Raw genomic sequence first — 19689 nt, 5'->3', positions numbered from 1 at the left:
ATTTATTCGTCTGTAGGGAAAATTTCAACATGGGCTTGTTCGCGCATTTCTTGCTGCCAGTTGAAGCTTTCTTCTTTAAATTTACGGTTAAATAGCATGCCATGTGCGCGGTTACGTTTAGCTAACTCAGTTTTATCAGCAACACGTTTGTCGAGAAGTTGTACAATATGCCAACCAAACTGGGTTCTAAATGGCTCGCTAATCTCGTTTTGTTTTAGCGATAGTAATGTATCTCTAAACGCAGGAACGTAGGTTGTTGGATCAGTCCAGTCGTATTCACCGCCTTTAAGTGCAGAGCCTGGGTCTTCTGAATATTCTTTCGCGAGTTCGCCAAAATCAGCGTTGCCTGCGCGCAAGTCTTTAGCAAAACCAGCAAGCATGTTACGTGCTTTTTCTTCGCTTAAAATTATTGAAGGTTCAATAAGTATATGGCGCGAGCGCACTTCAGTTGTTTCTACCACTTGTAGGCCACGCACATCTTGGACTTTAATAATATGAAAACCAGCACCTGAGCGAAGCGGTCCTACAATAGCGTCTTTCTTTTTGCTCTTTACAGCTTCAGCGAAAAGAGAAGGCATTTCGTTTATACCCATCCAACCTAATTGGCCTCCTTCAAGTGCTTTTGAGCCGCTTGATGATGAGATTGCAATTCGTTTAAATTCTTGGCCATCGTTAAGTAATTCAATAACTTTATCAGCACGTGTTTTAGCCGCTGAAATTTCTTCTGCTGTTGCTTCGTTAGGAATATCAATCAGGATGTGGCCAATGTCATATTCTTCAGCACTTTGACCTTGGCTAGCCATAATTTTTAATAAATTATCGACTTCTTGCTCACTAATATAAATACGTCGATCAACATTTGCGCGAGTAACCTGTTGTGTTGTGATCTCTTTACGTATTTCTTCACGGTATGCTTGAAAGCTATCGCCTGATGCTTCAACTGTACGTCGTAAATCGCTAATTGTGCCGCCTTGCTCTTTTGCTATGTTAGCGAGCGTTTGATCTAATTGGCTATCAGAAATTTGTAACCCCATGCGCTCTGCCATTTGCATCATTAGTGCTTGGCTAACTAAGCGTTCCATGGCTTGCACACGTAAAATTTCGTCTTTAGGTAATTGTTGACCCTGTTCTTTTGCTTGTTTTTTTACACGATCAACAATGGAGTTTACTTCGCTTTGTAAAATAACACCTTGGTTTACAACGCCAACAACTTTGTCTATTTCTACTGGTTCAGCAAATGCACCTTGGCACAGACTGATACTTAAAACGGTTGATACTAATAATTTTTTTAAAGTCATGTTCTATTTACTACTCTTGCTAATAGTATGTTTGTGATACTAGTTATTAAGAAAATACGGTCTACGATAGCCAAAAATACCTTGTTGTAATAGTTTTTGTGCATCATAGCGGCTTTTACTACCCAGTCCTTTTAGTACAAAATTAAAACTAATACCTGAATCAAAGGTGGCTTGTTCTGTACCTATTGACTGATTTAAATCAGTTTCGATCTGGCGGTGACCAGTAATCTGGAACGCCCAACAGCATGATTCATACTGTAATCCACTTAATATTTCGACGCTTCGGTTGTTTTCAAGGTCACGGTGGTAGCTTGCAATAAACTGCCATTCATCACTTATTGGAATACTTGTGAATACACCTGTTTGCTCGATTGTATTTCCTGAGACATCATTTGCATAGCGATGGTTCAATTGCACAAGCTGATTATTATCACCTTTGTAATCTAACGTGGCATTTGATTGGATCATCTGTTTGCTGTCAGTGTTGTATTGTATCCCCGCAGAGAAATACCAACGACGGTGCCAATGTAACATGGTTTGCGCTGCAAATAATGCATTGTAATTTGTATCTGAGTTTAAATTTTGCTCGGTTGGCTTGGCATCATCAGATAAATAAAATATTTGTCCGGCACTAAAGTTAAAAATTTCTTCTTGTTTTTTATCAAATAAACGCGTTGTTGCACCCAGCGTAAACTGATTTGCAGCGGCTATTCGATCAACGCCAGAAAAGCGCGTATCTCTAAATAAGCCGTAATAGTCGTCTTGTAATTTGGTTGTATCGTATAAACCAATATCAGACTGATCCTTGTTAGGTGTATATAAATACTGAATTTGTGGCTCTAACGTTTGAATACCATCTTCTACAAGGTAGGAAGTATCACGCTCAAAATTAAGCTGTGAATATAAACGTACTTTTGGCAAAGTACGCGATACGCTTTGTTTAAATTGTGTGCCAGATAGGTCACCATGTTGGTCGTAGTTTGTTTGTAATAAGCTAACTTCAGATAAAAATGACCATGCGTATTGATCGTAATCAAACCGCGCTTTTGGCTCAATATGAACTCGTGTTGCTTGATCTATGATTGCAGAGCTGTTAGTAAAATGGCTCAATTCGCCAGACACGCTAAAATCAAAATGATCAAATTTCCATGGTGCTGTTTGTGTGAAATTAATTTGTGGGATAGCAGTGTACGACTCTAAGTGATCACCCAGTACCTCAAAGTTTTGAACTTTTATATCGGTCCGCCATGTGTCTCCTAAATGAGTCAGTACGCCGGTACGATAAAGTTGAGTGTCGGTTTTACTCGCATAACTTGATTCTAAATCAGTAATGTAGTTATCGTCGCTTACATTGGTAACGTCAACACTTGCTCGCCAATTTTCGTTAAAGTAACTTTTTTGCTGCCAATGAAACATGTAGCGCTCATCAAGCGCTGGCTCTGAGTCGTCCTTGTTTAGGTATTCTATTCCTATTAGGCCTTCATGTTGCTTGGTTAAATATCTAAGCTCTGTTTTTAATTGTAAACCCTTGTTAGCCATATAACGCGGCGTGATGGTGGCATCTAAGTTAGGCGCAATATTCCAATAATAAGGAGTAATGGTTTCTAAACCATACTTGTCTGAACTTGAAATACTAGGCGTGAGTAATCCCGACTTTCGGCGCTCGTCTAATGGAAAAGTAAAATAAGGTAAATATAAAACAGGGGTATCTAAAATTCGCAGTATGGCATTGTGAGTTTCGCCCCAGCCTTGTTCTCGAGATAAGTTAATCTCGTCGGCTTCAATTTCCCAAGCTGGCGTTTCTCCCGGACAAGCAGTAAAGCTTGCATTCATCAGTACTAAGCCAGAATCGTTTATAGTGAGCTTTTCAGCACCACCTTTGCCTTGTTGTTCTGTAAGCTTATAATCAGCACCTAATAGGCTAATTTCTGAATTATTTAAATCGGCATTTAAACCAGAGCTATTTACGTTACTTACAGCATCGCGATATACAATCGGGCCAGTGGCATTAAGTAAACCACGCTGCTTGTCTATCAATGCAGTTTGTGCGGACAAACTCATATTAACGGTGTTAATATCAACATTGCCGCTAAATTCGGCACTCTGAGTACCAAGGAGTTCTACATCATCAGCTTTAATGTCAACATTACCAAGCTTAATGCCAGGTAGCGGTTGCCAAGCTCTGGTTTGCATTGAAGTGCCACAAAGTTTGTGTGTCAGTTCAGTTTCGGCAAGCGATGGTGCGCTAACTACGCTTAGCATCAAAATGCCCCAGGTTTTGCTCATTTATTGACCCTAATGCTGTGTGTATAAATATAATTTACACATAATAAAGGAAAATAATGGCAAATACAGTAATTGACCTAATTAACTTAGTTAAAAATAGATATCTTATAAAATGACACGCTTTGATAATTTACAACAGTTCATAATGGCCCACTTTGGCAAACAGCCAGATACATTTGAGGCGATAACCGGAGATGCAAGCTTTAGGCGTTATTTTCGCTTAACAATTAATAATCAGCACTTTATTGTAATGGACTCCGATCCATTAAAGGTCAATAACGCACCGTACTTATCTTTGAACCAAGTTTTTACCGACCAAGGTTTTTTGTTACCGCATATTATTAAAAGTGATGAACAACAGGGTTTTTTTATTTTAATTGATTTAGGCAGCACACACTTAGCCGACATGCTTAATGATGCAAATAGAACCAACTATTACACACAGTTAATAAGTTTATCAGCCAAGTGGGCAAAAACGCCTGAAGCCTCAGATATGTTGGCCTATGGTAAAGACTTTATAGCGCTTGAATTGTCGATATTTAGCCAATGGTTAGTAAAAGATTTTATTGCTGAAAGCTTTGATAAAAATCAGCTTAAAATGTGGGAGTCGAGCTGCGATCTACTCACTAAAGCCATGCTTGAACAGCCCACAGTAACAGTGCATCGCGACTACCATAGCCGTAATATTATGCACAGCAATTCGCAGTGGGCGATAATAGATTACCAAGACACCGTGCGCGGGCCGCTTTGTTACGATTTAGTTTCGTTATTACGCGATTGCTATTTTAAGCTACCTGATGATGAGCTCGCTCAACTATTAGTATTTGGTTATAACGAATTTAAACGTCAAGGCTTAGTCGCTAACACGTCGTTTGAGCAATTTAAAGTTTGGTTTGACTTAACCGGTTTACAGCGTCATTTAAAAGCCGCTGGTATATTTTGCCGTCTGTATTTACGTGATGGTAAAACAGGTTATTTAGCTAATATTTTGCCCACCCTTGAGTATATTACAGAAATTGCTGCACGTTACCCTGAGCTCAATGCGCTCGGTGATTGGGTTAAAAATACAATAGCGCAAAAAGTGATTAAAAAATTAGAGCAGGTAAGCTTATGAAAGCCATGATTTTAGCCGCAGGACGTGGGCAGCGTATGATGCCGCTCACTCACGCTATGCCTAAACCTATGCTTAAAGTGCAAAATAAGCCATTAATAGAGCACCATGTTAATAATTTAAAGGCCGCAGGTATTACCGACATAGTGATAAATCTTGCATGGCAAGGTGATAAAATTAAAGCGTACTTCAAAGATGGTAGTCAATTTGGTGTAAGTATTGTTTATAGCCAAGAGGTTGAAGGCGGCCTTGAAACCGCAGGGGGAATTATTCAAGCACTTCCCTTATTAGGTGAGTCGTTTATTGTGATAAATGGCGATGTATTTACCGATTACGATGTAAGCTCACTTATGCAATTGCATTTGCAGCCAGGAGAGGCGCATTTGGTGCTTATTGAAAATCCACCTCATAATCCTGATGGCGATTTTGCATTGAGTCATTTATCGCCTGAGAGTCCAAAATATACATTCTCGGGTATTAGCCGCTATCAGGTTGACTTTTTTAATGATTTAGAGCCAGGCATTCGTCCGCTTGGGCCGTTACTTCGAGAAAAACTAAGCAAACACTTAGTGTCTACCGAGCTTTATATTGGTAGTTGGGATGACATAGGCACACCAGCGCGTTTAACGGCATTAAATGAACGCTTGGCGCAAGCCGACACATAATTAATAGGAGTAGCAGTTTATATGTGGGGAAAAATACTCGGATTTTGTTTTGGTTTTATGTTTGGCAAAATTTTTGGTGCTATTTTAGGTCTATATCTAGGGCATTTATTTGATAAAAGTTTAAAAAATAATTTTGATAAAGCAGGTGGCTTTTCAAGTTTATTTAATGGTGATGATGTCCATCAACGCCAAGCGTTATTTTTTTCCAGCTGCTTTGCAGTGATGGGCCATATTGCAAAGTCTAACGGCCGAGTAAGCGAAGTACATATAAAAGCCGCCAGCTTATTTATGGATGAAATGGGCTTAAAAGGCGAAGAGCGCCGCGAAGCACAGCATGCTTTTCAAGCGGGTAAACAAAGCGACTTTTCATTAAAAGAAACCGTCTATGATTTCAAAGAACGTTTTGCTAAGCGTCATGATTTACTGCAATTATTTTTAGAAATACAAATTCAAATGGCGTTTTCTGATGGCATTTTGGCTGAGCAAGAAAAGCAATTACTGAGTGAAGTAAGTAAACAGCTAGGCATTTCTAAAACTCATTTTGCGTTTGTGCTTAAACGCTATCAAGCTGAGTTTAATTTTAGAAAACAGCAACAGCGTTATCAACAGCAGCAAGGGCAAAGTAGTAGTTATAAAGAAGGTTCAGGCCATCATGTGCCACCTAATAACAACATGAATCGTACTCAAGCGCTTGGGCTTTTAGGGCTTAACGAGGGAGCAACAGAGCGAGAAGTAAAAGTAGCTTACCGTAAGTTAATGGCGCAACATCACCCTGATAAATTAGTATCGCAAGGTTTACCAAAGCATATGATGGAATTAGCCGTTAAAAAAAGCCAAGATATTCAAGCGGCCTATGAATATTTAAAAAAGGCGGCGTAAAAAGCCGTCTATTTCTTTTGTTAGCCGAGCATGTTGTTGCGACTGATCACGAAGCCCAAATAATTGGCGCTGGCGGTAGTCGAATTTAGCGTTTCGGTTAACCCAGCGCTGGCGATTTTTTAGGTTAATTAAAATGTCGCGATTGTCGCCGGCGTAATAAATATCTAAAAGGGCAGGCGTAACAAGAGACGTTGTTTGGTTTAGGCTTTTATTGCGTTTTGCATTGGGTAAATAGCTACTTAAACTAATAAACGCATCTACGCGTTCTTGCGGAAAATCTGCATAATATTCAGTTAATACCCCTGCACTGGTGCCTTGGGCAATAATAACAATATTGCTAGGCTCTTCCATCGCTGTTTGGTAAAGGGCTTTGTAGCGCGCCAGTAAATTTAATTTGTAGTTGTCGAGTACTTCATCACTGACGGCTTCAATAGCATCCACATGGTGAGGCGCTTCGTTTTTACTTGAAACATTAGGCTGCTCTGATTCACTGTTGGCTTGACTCTCTGTTTCAGTGGCGGTGCTTGGTGCTGTTTCTGCGGCCGTCTCTGCTATTTTACTCGCTTGCCAATCAATATCAGGGATGGTCATTGCATAAGTGGTGTAGCCTAAATTGTTAAGCTCCTTGCGTAAGTAACTCATTCCAGCATTGTTAGTAGGGGTTGATTGCCAGTCGGGGATCAGTAATACAGTCCCTCTAAAATCAGCACTCATGTATTCACTGTGCAAACTTAAAAATTCAGTTTCACCTGCCAATAAGGTTTTCACTTCATCGCTGGGTAGAAGGCGTTTAATATCGCTATTTTCAACACTCGAAAAAGAAGGCGGAGCAATATGTTCAGCGGCAGTTGCAGGCATTACTAAAAGGGCCACGCAGCTATATGCCATGTAACACAAAGTCTTTTTAATTAATTGCAAAAACACCATAACACGCTCAACTAGTGGTCATTAGTTAGGTATCGGCATGTTTAACTAAAAGTTTAATCCTTTGCTAAGTAATTGAGCCCGTTAAAACTCGGGTTCTGCTTCGAAGGTCATTATTTGCTCGGTGACTGGGTGTTTTAGTTGCAACATTTGTGCGTGAAGTTGTAAACGCGGAGCGGCTGCGAGCGCCTCTGTGTGGGCATAGAGTCTGTCACCTAGAATAGGATGGCCAAGGCTTAGCATATGTACACGTAATTGATGTGAACGACCAGTAATAGGAGTGAGCTCAACGCGAGTGGCGCTTTCTTCTCGTTCAAGTATTTTATAGTGAGTGAGCGATGGCTTACCATTTTCATGATCTACCATTTGCTTTGGGCGATTAGGCCAGTCGCAAATAAGTGGCAAATCAACAGAACCATTGTCTTGTTCAAGTTGCCCAAATACGCGAGCAATATACCGCTTAGCGGTTTCACGTTCTTGAAACTGCATGCTTAAATGCCTATGGGCAGCTTTATTCATAGCAAGGCAAAGTATGCCGGAAGTTGCCATATCAAGGCGGTGAACAATTCGTGCGGTTGGAAACACGCGATTCACTCGGTTAATTAAGCTGTCGGCATGTTTAGGATCTTTACCCGGTACGGTCAATAATTCGCTGGGTTTATTAACAATGAGCAAGTCGTCGTCTTGAAAAAGTATGGTTAAATACGGGTTCATTGGGGGATTGTAATTAACTAACACGGCCGACCTTAATGATTTTGAAGGGCACTATTTTAGGGGAGCAAGGGCAAAGGCTCAAGGAAAACATTGATAGTCTGTACAAAGGCTTCTAATTTATATGCCTTGTTTGAATATAAAAAAGCGCGGTATAAATACCGCGCTTTATTAAGCTGTCATTTTTACTAACGACTGACAGCTATAAACTTAAAGCTCAAAAACCCCTAGTGCGAAACCACTATTAAGCGAATTGCATCTAGTTGTAACTGCGCTTTTTCAATGTGCGTAGTCAACTCGCTGCGCTGCTTATCAAAGAAAGTAATTTCTTCTTGGCGAATATTCGGGTTAATTTGTTTAAGGGCTTCTAAACGAGATTGTTCTTCAATTAGCGTGCTTTGCATTTTAGCTAGCGACTGTGCACGAATAACCTCGAGTTTTTCTTGTGCCATGTCTTTTGCTGTTGTGATCATAGGGTGAATTGCGCTTTGTAGTGCACCCGCAAGTTTACTTGCTGTTTGACGACCAACGGCTGAAAGTTGTTGGTTAAACCCATCAAATGCAACGTTTTCGCCTAAGTTATTACTGGCTTTATCAAGCAATATACGAATAGGCGTTGGGGGTAAAAAGCGGCCCACTTGTAATGCTTTAGGCGCCATTGCTTCGGCTACAAAAATAAGCTCAACAAAAAAGGTGCCCGCAGGGAGTTTTTTGTTTTTGAGTAAGGCAACCGATGCGCTACCAAAGTCATCATCACAAATCATGTCCATTGTGCCTTGTACCATTGGGTGATCCCAACTGATAAAGTGTACATCTTCTTGTGAAAGTGCGGTGTCGCGGTCAAATGTCACAGTCATTCCATCATCTTTAAGCGATGGAAATGACGCGTTTAACATATGCTCTGTAGGCTTTAAAATAATGGTGTTCTCGCCTTTGTCTTCTTGGCTTACACCGAAAGTGTCGAACACGTTGATCATGTAACTTGGCAGTTCAAACTGGTTATCGAGTTTTTCTATGTCAGTAACCAGAGAGTCTGCAGCACCTTGGCCCGATGAATGCAGCTCTAATAAACGATCGCGTCCACTTTCCATTTTTTTACGTAGCACGGCATTTTGCTGAGCAACCTGTTCAAGCAGTGGATCTAGCTCGTCTTCATCACAGTTATGCGCTGAAATGTATTCAAGTAAATCTTCGCGGAACTCTTTATACAATAATTGCCCTGTAGTTGATGTTGTTTCAAACGCATCAAGGCCTTCGTTGTACCAACGCAGTAATACTTCTTGCGCCGTGTTTTCAAAGTACGGTACGTGAATATTCACGTCTTGTGTTTGGCCTATACGGTCTAATCGGCCAATTCGTTGCTCTAGTAAATCGGGATTTAATGGTAAATCAAATAACACTAAGTGATGAGAGAACTGGAAGTTACGACCTTCTGAACCAATTTCTGAACACAATAGTATTTGTGCGTTGTCGTATTCGTCGGCAAAAAATGCAGCCGCGCGATCACGTTCTATAATAGACATACCTTCGTGGAAAACCGAGGCTTTAATCGCTTCGCGCTCACGCAGTATTTGCTCAAGGCTAATAGCGGTTTCGGCTTTTGCACAAATAAGAAGTACTTTTTCATGTTTTAGTGTTTTAAGTGTGTCGATTAACCAATCTACACGTGGGTCAAATAATCCCCAGCTTGCGCTTTCGCCTTCAAACTCTTGAAATATTTTTTCAGGGAAAAGAGCGCGGTGTGCACTTAGTTCTGCATTTTGAATACCGCTCATGCTACCGAGTACAGACATGGCCGTTTTGTACTGTTTTGGCAATGCCATAGGGTAAGCATGTAATTTACGGCTTGGATAGCCATCAATGCCACTGCGGCTGTTTCTGAATAATATACGGCCAGTACCGTGACGATCGAGCAACATATTAAGTATTTCTTTACGCGCTGGTAAATCGCCTTGCTGCGCTTTTTCAAGAATAACGGTAATGTCGGTTTCTTTTAATAGCTCAATAAGCGTTGCTTTTGCATTATCGTCAAGAGCTTGATCTTGTAATAACTGGTTTGCCGCTTGCGCTACGTCTTTGTAATTTGCTTCCTCTTCTTTAAATACGTCGTAGTCGTAAAAACGATCTGGGTCGAGTAACTGTAGGCGTGCAAAGTGACTGCTATGGCCTAGCTGATCTGGCGTTGCAGTTAATAAAATAAGGCCAGGGATATCTTGGCTAAGCTCAGCCATGCGTTGATATTCAGTGCTTGGTTTACCGTTATTAATGCTTAAGTGGTGCGCTTCATCAACAACTAATAGATCCCAATCAGCCAATGTGGCTTGTTCAAACCAGCGCTTTTTCTTGGTTAAAAACTCAAGGCTTGTAAGGACAAGTTGCTCTGTATCAAATACGTTTGGTGAATCGGCAAAGGCTTCGTCGCAACGCTCTTCATCAAAAATAGAAAAACGTAAGTTAAAGCGGCGTAGCATTTCGACTAACCATTGGTGCTGCAGGTTTTCAGGTACAACAATAAGTACGCGGCTTGCGCGGCCACTAATAATTTGCTGATGCAGAATCATGCCTGCTTCAATCGTTTTACCAAGGCCTACTTCATCAGATAAAAGTACGCGTGGTGCGAAACGTTTACCTACTTCTTGGGCAATATAAAGCTGGTGGGGTATAAGATTAGCACGCTGACCAATTAAGCCTTTAATAGGCGATTGTTCACGTTCAAATTTATGTTGCCATGTTTGGTAACGCAGTGTGTAACGATCAAAACGATCTACTTGGCCAGCAAATAAACGGTCTTGTGGCTTATTAAACTTTATAAAATGATCTAAAAAAGTTTCTTTTAACTTTGCTTCTTCGCCATTATCAACACGGGTGCCCACGTAACAAAGTAGTTCACCCTGAACTTCAATAGACTCTACTTCTAATTCCCATTCTTCAACGCTTTTGATCACATCGCCTGGATTAAATGCCACACGGGTAACCGGTGCTTCTGCTGTAGAGTAAACACGGTTTTCGCCACTGGCTGGAAATAATATGCTGACCTGTCGGCCTTCAATGGCAACAACGGTGCCTAATCCTAAATCTGACTCTGTATCACTGATCCAACGCTGACCTAAGGAAAAATTCATGTATGTCTCGTCTATGATGAAAAAGGCGGCTATGTTACCTGTAAGCTAACACCACTGCAAGGCGCTATTTATCTCACTTTTAATTAATTTTATAAGTGTTAATTATAAAGAATAAAACCGCCATTTTTTAACCTATTAAAAAGGTAAATAAAAACTAAATTCAGGTTGTAATAAAACGGACTTTTATGGCAAATAGACTAAACTTTCAATATGCCTTGGCAATTAAGTATTGCAGGTTTTGATTTTTGCCCGTTTTACTTAGTTATTTTGGTATAGCATAAAAATCATAAAACGTAAGGAAAGTGCTATGGAAAAAGCTTCGAACCTTGAAAGTAAAATGTATGTGCTAGACACCAACGTACTCCTCCACGAGCCCCTCGCTTATTTGTCTTTTCAAGAACATAACGTGGTTATTCCGATGACCGTACTTGAAGAGCTTGATCACATTAAGGACCGAAAACACGATGTAAGCCGCGATGCCCGCGTTGCAATTCGTGGTTTAGATGAGGTACTTAAAAACGCAACCCCTGAACAAATGTTACAAGGCGTTGCTTTGCCAAGTAATAAAAAGGCTAAATCGAGCTCTGCCGGCACGCTCATTATTGTTAATGACCATTTATTTGCAGACTCAATTTCGGGGTTGCCGGGCAATGAAAACGATCATCGGATTATTAATTGTGCGGTATATTTACAAAAGCACCATAGCGATTCAAAAGTGATATTGGTTACCAAAGACATAAATATGCGCTTAAAAGCAAAAGGCGCAGGACTTAAATATGTAGAGGATTACCGAACTGATCAGCTTATTGATGATATTAGCTTGCTCACTAGCGGTTATAAAAAAATAGAAGGTGATTTTTGGGGACATGTAGGGCAGTGCAACACAGAGCAACATGGGCGAGATACGTTTCATCATGTGCCTAAAAATCTAATACCAGATGTATTTTGTAATGAGTATTTACTTGATGAGGGTAATCACTTCGCGGCTAGGGTAAAGTCGTTTAATGATGAACACATTACTATAAAAGATATTAGTGTTGAGCGGTTAATGCATCATCATGCATGGGGAGTTAAACCTAAGAATATTTATCAAGGTATGGCGCTGGATGCATTACTTGATACTAGCATTGAATTGGTAATATTAACTGGACCTGCAGGGTGTGGAAAAACATTACTAGCGCTTGCTTGTGCGCTTGAATTGGTTATTGAAAAAGGTATTTACGATAAAGTTATTGTAACTCGAAACACGCCTGAGATTGCAGAATCTATTGGTTTTTTACCGGGCACGGAAGATTTCCTAAATTACAGTAGTTGTCAAAAAGATGTTGTGTTGCCGTATTTAGCTGCTTGAAGTGTTGTTTGATGAATTTATTTTTATTGACAACTGTCAAAAAATAATGGTAGTCTGGATAAAAGTAAAGTTTTATCCTAATGACAAATTTAATCAATACAAAAATATTATCGCAGTTTCCTTTTAAAGTATTATCCGAACCGCAACGAGCTACATTTGAAGAGCATAAACTAAGTTGCACTGACAAAGTACAAAAGAACTACTCTCTTGTTCTAAAAATTCTTGACGCCTATCTTTATTCTACTGAGCAGCACTTAACTTTAAAGTCATTCAATAGTAGCAGCGAAATCAACCGTTATCTTTCATCAGTGATTGGTTTTATTTATGAAAGACTAGATGGCTCTCTTATTCATAAATACAATTACAGTACTTACATGGTTCAAGTGTTTTCTCATGTCGCTGAAAAGGCAAATATAGCATTGGCTGCTCCAGTGTTATCTAAGGTAAAAGTGCATACCGATGTTCAAAAAATACTTGATAGTTCTAGTGATGTTAATGAAGAAAAGCTTGGCTTTTTTTCAGGCTGGTTACTAGAAGATAATGCAGGCAACAAAATATCAGTAGAATTTTCTTTTATTAGAGAAGCTTATGGTGACAAAGTAGCTCAGCAACTTTTTTCAGCACTTTCACGTTTTTGTCGGAAGAATAAAGAACAGACGGTTCAAACAAACATTAAGCACTTTAAAGGCTTGTTTAAATACTTTATAAAATTAGCTGATGATTTTCCTACCCTTAAGCAGTATCTACAGTCTAGTTTGGCGGTCAAATATCTTTCCGTCATCTTCAATATAGAGCTGAAAAGCCATATCGAGAAAGGATTGGATGGAAGCGCATTTGTAAAAGCTTGGTCGATAAAAATGAGTATTTATCGAGAGTGTTTAATCACCTATGCTATTTTTGAAGAACCCATTTTCCCTCTTCCTGTGCCCAGATTTAGACAAGCTATCACATTGTCAGGCTCTCATAATTCAATGGAAAAGTCTGAAGGGTGTAGTTCCGGCATTTTTAACAATAAATTATTAACGAAAATTCCACTTGAACGAACTGATAAGCAAGCCATAAAAGAAGTGGTTAAGGACATTCGAAGAGATATAGGTCATGTGATCACCATATCTGACAGAGCAAGTGAGATTAATTACAAAAGACTAAAACGATATGAAAAATATGCAGCTCTTGCTGCACCGAAGGAACTTGGTGATGTCATAGATTATGATTCAATCGCTCAAAAACGAGCAATAGCTTGTGCAACGTTCAATCATTTTTTGTGGGCGCAACCCGGAAAAAATGGAGGTTATTCAACGTTTTTAGGTTTTCGAGATCAAACCGAATACCTCAACAAATTGTTATGTATTCCCACATACCATGTTCTATATCCTCTTATACTTTCTCTAGTTCATGAGCACCCTAAGATAACAGACTCATGGTTATTGAACTGGCGCTTTTATGATGATGGTGGAAAACCATTAGGTTATGTAAAAGTGAAAGATGGCTGGGTTATTCGAAGTGTTAAAAAACGTAGAGGTCCAGTTAATGCAGAACAGATAATTAAGTTAAACGAAACTTCCAAAGTTATTGTTGAACGTATTGTTGAACATACAAAATTGGCGAGGGAATTTTTGAAGCGCCAAGGCAATAATGACTATCAGTATATGTTATTGATAGCTTCTTTGGAAAAGCTGCCAGCTAAGCTCAAAGGTATTACAAATTTAAAGAAAATAAAATCTAGTTCTGTATTTACGAGAAGTTTATCTTTGCCATCTTCGCATGTATCTAAAGAAAGAGCACAAGAAGTTGCAAGTATGTTGACTATTAACAGGCTGAGATCTAGCTCAGGTGTTGAAGTTTTCTTAAAAACCAATTCAGTTAAAAAAATGTGTGAAGCGCTAGGGCACAAAGAAGAAAGAGCTGACTTGGTTAATCGTTATTTACCTTTGCCAATATTGAAATATTTTAAAGATCGCTGGATAAGGATTTTTCAGAATGCAATCGTATATGAAGCAATGAAGGGATCTAAGCATCTGCATAAAGCTATTGATATATCGCCTGATGCGTTAGAAGAGTTTTTAGAAAACCATAGACTAAATAGTATGCATGGGCATGTAAAAGATGGAAATGTCTTTAATATTAATGAAGCAAAACCTAAACAGGATGGGTCTATAGTTTTATCTACACCGTTACTGCGGATATTACTCTTTTTCTTTGAGGCAACAAGTGAAGAAATTGAACGATTAGATTATGTGGTTGAAATTATCAATACGTGGGAAGAGCTATCAACGTTGATAATTACTCAATTAGAGTATCAGTTGACAAGTAATGATGTCACATCAGAGTCGTTTGAAGAAGAAGTGTTAGATATGTATCAAGAGGCCAAAGCGAACCCGTTGACGATAAGTAATTTTAGAGTGAGAGGATGATATGAAATTAGTTGATGTTGAAAACAAAAGTGAATATCACCGCTTGGTCGTAGGACTTTCACCATCGGAGAGCTTTGTTCAAAGTAAAGAGTTGGTTGATAAGTATGTTGAAGGATATGACTCTGACATATTAGCTCCCCAATGGCTGCTTTCGAATTATCCAGATACAGTTTGGAGTATAAAACTAGATAGAGCTACTGTTAAGATAGACTTCGATGTCGTGTTTGTTAATAGCGAAGGAGGGTTAGAAAAGTTACTTTCTCCAGCACACCATAAGTTACTCAATACATTTAAATGTTGGTTGTTAATTCAATCGTCCACATTACATAGTGGATTTCAAAAACTATCGCTAACCACGATATCTAAAAAAATTAGGAATACTCTATATTTAATTGATTATCTGTTATTAAACTCGGATAAATTTCATTTGGAAAAACATTTTTCTAACTGGAATTCTGACTATGTTTATTCAATGTTAGCTGACTTATTCGATAAAGATAAAATAACAGTTGGTGTTTATGACACAGAAGAGCGACTAGCTAGTTATATTGAGCAGAATATATCTTCATATAGTGCTAAAGAATTAGATAAACAAATTAATAAATTATCAAAAAAAATTCCGATAGATGGCTCGGTTTTAGATAATAAGAATCAAATCCGAAAACTTGCATTTTTGATGTCGCAGGGAGCTTTTGATTTTAAAAAGGGAAGTAATCGATATGGAAATATTAGCGCATCATTTTTGCGCAAAAAACTATACTCAAACACGCTTTATGGGCATAGAGTTCAGCTTCCCATGCCTCAGGCATATCAGATCATAGCTAACCCTGCATATAATCAAACCAGTGAATTTAAACAGCACCCTTTAAATAAAAGAGCTGAGATTGGGATCTCTCATGCTTATTTTAGTGCTATTCGCCAGAATTTCTTTTTATTGTCAGATATTGCTCATGTTGCAGAGCATAGTGGGCTGGAAGTTGTTGAAATTAATAGCCGCTTGTTTGGAGAAATAAACTTGGAGGCTCTGATGGCAAAACCTGCGAAGCGAGCAGGTAGAACCTTAACAATTGGTGCTGGTGAAGTTTTAATTCAAATGAGGAATGCATTTGAATTTATCTATGACAATAGAGAGATTCTTTTTGATTCAATTACCAAAATGCTTGAAGCGGGAAGCAAAGAAATAGAAGAAACTTCGTTGTTAGAGTTTATTAACTTTGGCTATAAAAAACACTTAACTCCTGAAATCATTGAGTTGGGAGTTGAGGTGATCGGTTATGCTTCGACAGAAAAGGATCGATATCAAAAAAGAAGAGAAAATAAAGATTTATTCTTTTTATTTAACGTCCTCCAAGGCTCATTGCAGATAGTTATCGGTGCGACAATGGCAAGAAGAATGGGGGAGCTGGTAGATTTGGACCCATTGAGCGCAATCTCACCATCGGATGTAGATCCTGATGAATCAAATGATCAGGAGTTTAGTCTTATTTTTGATAATAGAAAGTCTGGTGTCGCTTATGGTGGTGAAATTCTTAGGGAAGAGTTGAGTAGACCCATATTGAATAGTTTGGCTTCACTAATTTATAAATGGCAAACCTTTAATGCAAAAATAAAGGAGCAGGGACTGGTTGAACACCTTGATAATGTGGGGTTGTTTAACTCGTTAAGCTCTCATACATTGACTTTTAAAGAAGGAAATTCAGAGTCTTTTGTTGATAATCTAGATGCCTTTTGTGATTACTTTCAAACTAGAACCTATGTTGATGAAGATGGTATTACAAGAAGGCTTTATATTCGACAGCATCAATTGAGACGCTTCTTTGCCATGACTTTTTACTGGTCTTATGGTTATGAAGCTGGTGAAACACTAAGGTACTTTTTGGCACACACAGATATTTCTCATTTGGAACGCTATATCAAGGAAGAAATGACAGGGGAAGAATTACGAGGTGTACAAGCTGAACGGCTAATTGATGGTATTAAAAACGATGACATTAGTAATATTGGTGAGTTAGAAATCATTTTGAAAAATAGGTTCGGCATCAATAGCTTGGAATATCGAACTTATGAAGAGATATGTGAAGATGTAGAAGATGAAATTATATCATTGTCACCAGCTCATAAGCATGTTCTTCCTCAAAGATATAGCGGTTATGAAGCACTTTTAGTTTCTTTAGAGCAGATGTTGGCTGATGGGGTAATTGATTTAAAAGCAGATTATGCAGTAGTAGCCAATGCCAGTGGAAGTAAGGCTGAAGTTATGGATTTGGTATTGAAATATGAGTAGTCATGCTGAAAACAAAGAAAAAAAGCTGGCTTCAATACAACGAAGAAGTGACTTTCTCAAATTGTTTGAAGAAGCTGAAGAAATAGGGAAGTTTGTTAAAGATGAGGAGCTAATCAATGCACTTCAATCTCAATCTAGCTGGGCCAAATTTAGTCGAGGTGATGAATTTATATCAATGTCTTTAAATTCTTTTAAAAGTCATTGTGATCAAGCCTTGTTAGACGGGTTTAGTGGGTTAGATAAGCTTAGAGAAAAGGCCCTAAATGCGATTGATGAATACCAAAGAGAGCTAACTTGCAAAACACGAGATGTGAGGGCGGATACACGAGAAGGCTTGAATTTAAAGGTGGATGAATTAGAAAAGCAACTCCTAAATGTTCGTGCATCAAATTTAGTGCTGTCTAAAGCCATAGAGGTTACGCTTGAAGCCCTCGGTAGTTTGGCTGAATCATCGAAAGAACAAAAAGTTCTAAATACTATTGAGTCAGAGAGAAATCGAATTGAAAGCTTATTAATGAAAAGCTTCAAGTTAGATAAATCATGAAAAAGCATCAATTAAGAATAAACTTAGAGAATGTGGAAATACCATTATTTCACAATGTTCTAAGCGACGATTATAGATATCGTACTTTACCGAACATGCCTATGCTTTATTGGCCTAGTGGACTGCCATGTATTGAAGCTAATTTGTACATAATGAAAGGTATCACTACTAAAAATTGGTCATTAAAAGGGAAAGGTGGAACAGCGAAAACAAATGCTGATTTACTGCCGCATATTATTCGTTTTTGTTTTAGCAATAATATTCATTTTAGTGAATTGAATAATGCTTATTTTGAACTTTTCATAAATGGGCTAATGGCTGAAAAGCACGAGACGGGAAAAAAGAAAGGGCAGAAGGTAAGAAGCAATACTCGTGTAGGAAAAATTGGCCGCCAAACATTGGCTTTTTTAGTGGGTATAGGAAAAAGACTAAGTGATAAGTCGTTTATAGGGGAATCGGGCTGTCGATTGACGGTAGAGGAATGTGAATACAAGGAATATGGAAAAACAGTTACTTATTATAATCACGTATGTATTCCCACTAAAGATGAGTATAAGAAGCGGTTACCTGTCGCTATCAGCGATGTAGAAAAGCTAATGACTTTTATTTCTGCTGGAGAAAATAGGAATCTTGTTGAAAGGAATAAGAGTTTAGTCAAAGCTTATAAAGCGACTGGAGGAAGACGTTCAGAAGTGGCGAACCTTCAAGTATCCGATATTGAAAAAGCATTAGCTAGCGAAGACAAAATTCCATTATTACGCTTAATAACGCTTAAGCAGAGGGAACATGCACTTGAACAGGAAAAAGAAGAAAGGTTTGTTCCTGTCTACAGGACCACGTTGAAGTCTATCGCCAAATATATAAAGCGAAATCGTGCAAGAATACTCAAAAAAGTAAATAAGTCCCGTAAAGAAAAAGGGATGAGTTCTATAGAAGATCATGGTTATGTGTTTATAGGCGAGAATAGTGGGTTGCCACTGGGTCCAGATACGATTACCACTTATTTTAATCAGTGGGCGAAAGATATAGGTGCGACAGGAAATTTAATGGCTCATGCATTTAGGCATAGCTTTATTACCGACAAGATTGAAATGTTAATTGAGCTTTTCAATTTGCAAGATGAAGGGGAGTTTAAAGCTAAGTTTGCTGTTGAAAAAGCCTTTAAAGATAAAGTCATGGCTTGGACAGGGCATAAACATGAAAAGTCTCTTTCTCCTTATATTCATTTAGCATTTAGTGAGTTATCTGGTGTTAATAAAACTATGGATGCTGCACAAGTGATGCATGGTGTTAGCTCTGCAAAAGATGAGATGAAGGAGTTAAAAGCGAAAATTCTTTCGGGACAAATTAGTAGTGCTGAATTAATGGATGATGTTGGGCATATGCTTGATGACATTTATAGCTTATTAGATGGGAAAGCTGAGAATGGTTAATTATTGCTTAGAAAATGACTTTTAGTAAGTATTTCATAAATATAAGTAATCTCAGTTAACCATTGACTTTTATCATTATTAAGTGGTTGGAAGTGTAATTTTTTGCTAATGTTATAGGTGAGTATTAGATAAATTTTACTTTTCAATGATGTGTCATCGAAAAGTAATTATTAAGTGGCTTAATGGAATCATGGAATGTGATAAACGTTAAAGCAAATTAAAGAAGGATCTAATATTTGTATGCCTTTTCGTAAGATAGGAGAGTAGTGAAATAGTTAAAATTGCGCTGTTCTATGCCCTTTCAATATTGTTATTTCTATTTCTAGAAGTAATAGATAAATTTACCTCAAAATACTTCAAAAATTTAACAGAAAATTTCGTTATTCGAGTGCAACTTCTTTCATTAGCGTGTAAGGGGAATACTTTTGAATAAATTAATTATGGATTTAACTAGCAAGTACGCACTAACAAAAATAAATAAAGCTAAGGTAAATCTGATATGAGTAATCAAACTAACGTGTATTTAATTAACTGTCATGTTGAAAAACAAAAAAAAGAGAAGTTAAGAAAACAGAGAAATAGAGAATTAATGAGCAGTCGTATTGGTGATGACATTGAACCAAATGAATGCATTAATCCTAATGAAGAGAGCTAAGGAGAGTCTGCA

13 protein-coding genes and 1 pseudogene are annotated in these 19689 nt (G+C 38.3%); 9 read left to right on the top strand and 5 right to left on the bottom strand.

The window, feature by feature from the left end; translation table 11 throughout:
* Nucleotides 1–2 precede the first annotated feature (2 nt).
* Both surA and lptD read right to left on the bottom strand, forming a co-directional pair.
* Nucleotides 3–1298, bottom strand: a complete 1296-nt coding sequence (gene surA, locus ATS76_RS13115) for a peptidylprolyl isomerase SurA (protein WP_058552489.1) — start codon at nt 1296–1298, stop codon at nt 3–5.
* A 39-nt stretch (nt 1299–1337) separates the two neighbouring features.
* Nucleotides 1338–3584, bottom strand: a complete 2247-nt coding sequence (lptD, locus tag ATS76_RS13110) for an LPS assembly protein LptD (RefSeq protein WP_058552488.1) — start codon at nt 3582–3584, stop codon at nt 1338–1340.
* Between the two features lie 112 nt (nt 3585–3696).
* Here lptD and ATS76_RS13105 point away from each other — a divergent pair, with 112 nt between their 5' ends.
* The 3 genes from ATS76_RS13105 to djlA are packed head-to-tail and all read left to right on the top strand — an operon-like array spanning nt 3697 to nt 6239.
* Nucleotides 3697–4698: an aminoglycoside phosphotransferase family protein gene (locus ATS76_RS13105; protein ID WP_058552487.1), complete on the top strand. Its 1002-nt coding sequence runs from the start codon at nt 3697–3699 to the stop codon at nt 4696–4698.
* Nucleotides 4695–5360 (top strand): N-acetylmuramate alpha-1-phosphate uridylyltransferase MurU, encoded by a 666-nt coding sequence (gene murU, locus ATS76_RS13100; protein WP_058552486.1) that lies wholly within the window; start codon nt 4695–4697, stop codon nt 5358–5360. Before ATS76_RS13105 ends, murU begins: the two co-directional genes overlap by 4 nt.
* Before the next feature lie 21 nt (nt 5361–5381).
* Nucleotides 5382–6239 (top strand): co-chaperone DjlA, encoded by an 858-nt coding sequence (gene djlA / locus ATS76_RS13095; protein ID WP_058552485.1) that lies wholly within the window; start codon nt 5382–5384, stop codon nt 6237–6239.
* Here the strand turns inward: djlA and ATS76_RS13090 are convergent.
* The 3 genes from ATS76_RS13090 to rapA form a co-directional block, all read right to left on the bottom strand.
* Complete coding sequence (locus tag ATS76_RS13090; RefSeq protein WP_152995649.1) at nt 6222–7127, bottom strand: DUF3530 family protein; 906 nt, start codon at nt 7125–7127, stop codon at nt 6222–6224. The two genes, djlA and ATS76_RS13090, sit on opposite strands and share 18 nt — an antisense overlap.
* A gap of 120 nt (nt 7128–7247) precedes the next feature.
* The gene (gene rluA / locus ATS76_RS13085; protein WP_058405772.1) at nt 7248–7901 is read right to left on the bottom strand and encodes a bifunctional tRNA pseudouridine(32) synthase/23S rRNA pseudouridine(746) synthase RluA; all 654 of its coding nucleotides are present in this window, start codon (nt 7899–7901) and stop codon (nt 7248–7250) included.
* A 200-nt stretch (nt 7902–8101) separates the two neighbouring features.
* Nucleotides 8102–10996, bottom strand: coding sequence for an RNA polymerase-associated protein RapA (gene rapA / locus ATS76_RS13080; RefSeq protein WP_058552483.1), 2895 nt, complete (start codon nt 10994–10996; stop codon nt 8102–8104).
* 307 nt (nt 10997–11303) lie between these two features.
* Between rapA and ATS76_RS13075 the strand changes: the two are divergent.
* The 6 genes and pseudogenes from ATS76_RS13075 to ATS76_RS19230 all read left to right on the top strand — a co-directional run.
* Nucleotides 11304–12344, top strand: a pseudogene (locus ATS76_RS13075) (PhoH family protein); the annotation flags it as partial.
* 83 nt (nt 12345–12427) lie between these two features.
* Nucleotides 12428–14761, top strand: a complete 2334-nt coding sequence (locus ATS76_RS13070; protein ID WP_058552482.1) for a hypothetical protein — start codon at nt 12428–12430, stop codon at nt 14759–14761.
* A 1-nt stretch (nt 14762) separates the two neighbouring features.
* On the top strand, nt 14763–17045 hold the full coding sequence (locus ATS76_RS13065; RefSeq protein WP_058552481.1) for a hypothetical protein: 2283 nt from the start codon (nt 14763–14765) through the stop codon (nt 17043–17045).
* A complete protein-coding gene (locus ATS76_RS13060; RefSeq protein ID WP_058552480.1) occupies nt 17038–17589 on the top strand; it encodes a hypothetical protein in 552 nt (183 codons plus the stop codon). Before ATS76_RS13065 ends, ATS76_RS13060 begins: the two co-directional genes overlap by 8 nt.
* Nucleotides 17586–19022: a tyrosine-type recombinase/integrase gene (locus ATS76_RS13055; protein WP_058552479.1), complete on the top strand. Its 1437-nt coding sequence runs from the start codon at nt 17586–17588 to the stop codon at nt 19020–19022. The genes ATS76_RS13060 and ATS76_RS13055 overlap by 4 nt, the downstream gene beginning before the upstream one ends.
* A 499-nt stretch (nt 19023–19521) precedes the next feature.
* Nucleotides 19522–19677 carry a hypothetical protein gene (locus ATS76_RS19230; protein WP_160327118.1) on the top strand — a complete coding sequence of 52 codons (156 nt, stop codon included), beginning with the start codon at nt 19522–19524 and terminating at the stop codon, nt 19675–19677.
* The last annotated feature ends 12 nt before the right edge of the window (nt 19678–19689 follow it).

The sequence above is a fragment of the Pseudoalteromonas sp. 10-33 genome (assembly GCF_001469195.1).
Lineage (GTDB): Bacteria > Pseudomonadota > Gammaproteobacteria > Enterobacterales > Alteromonadaceae > Pseudoalteromonas.
This window is presented reverse-complemented; position numbering and strand designations above follow the sequence as displayed.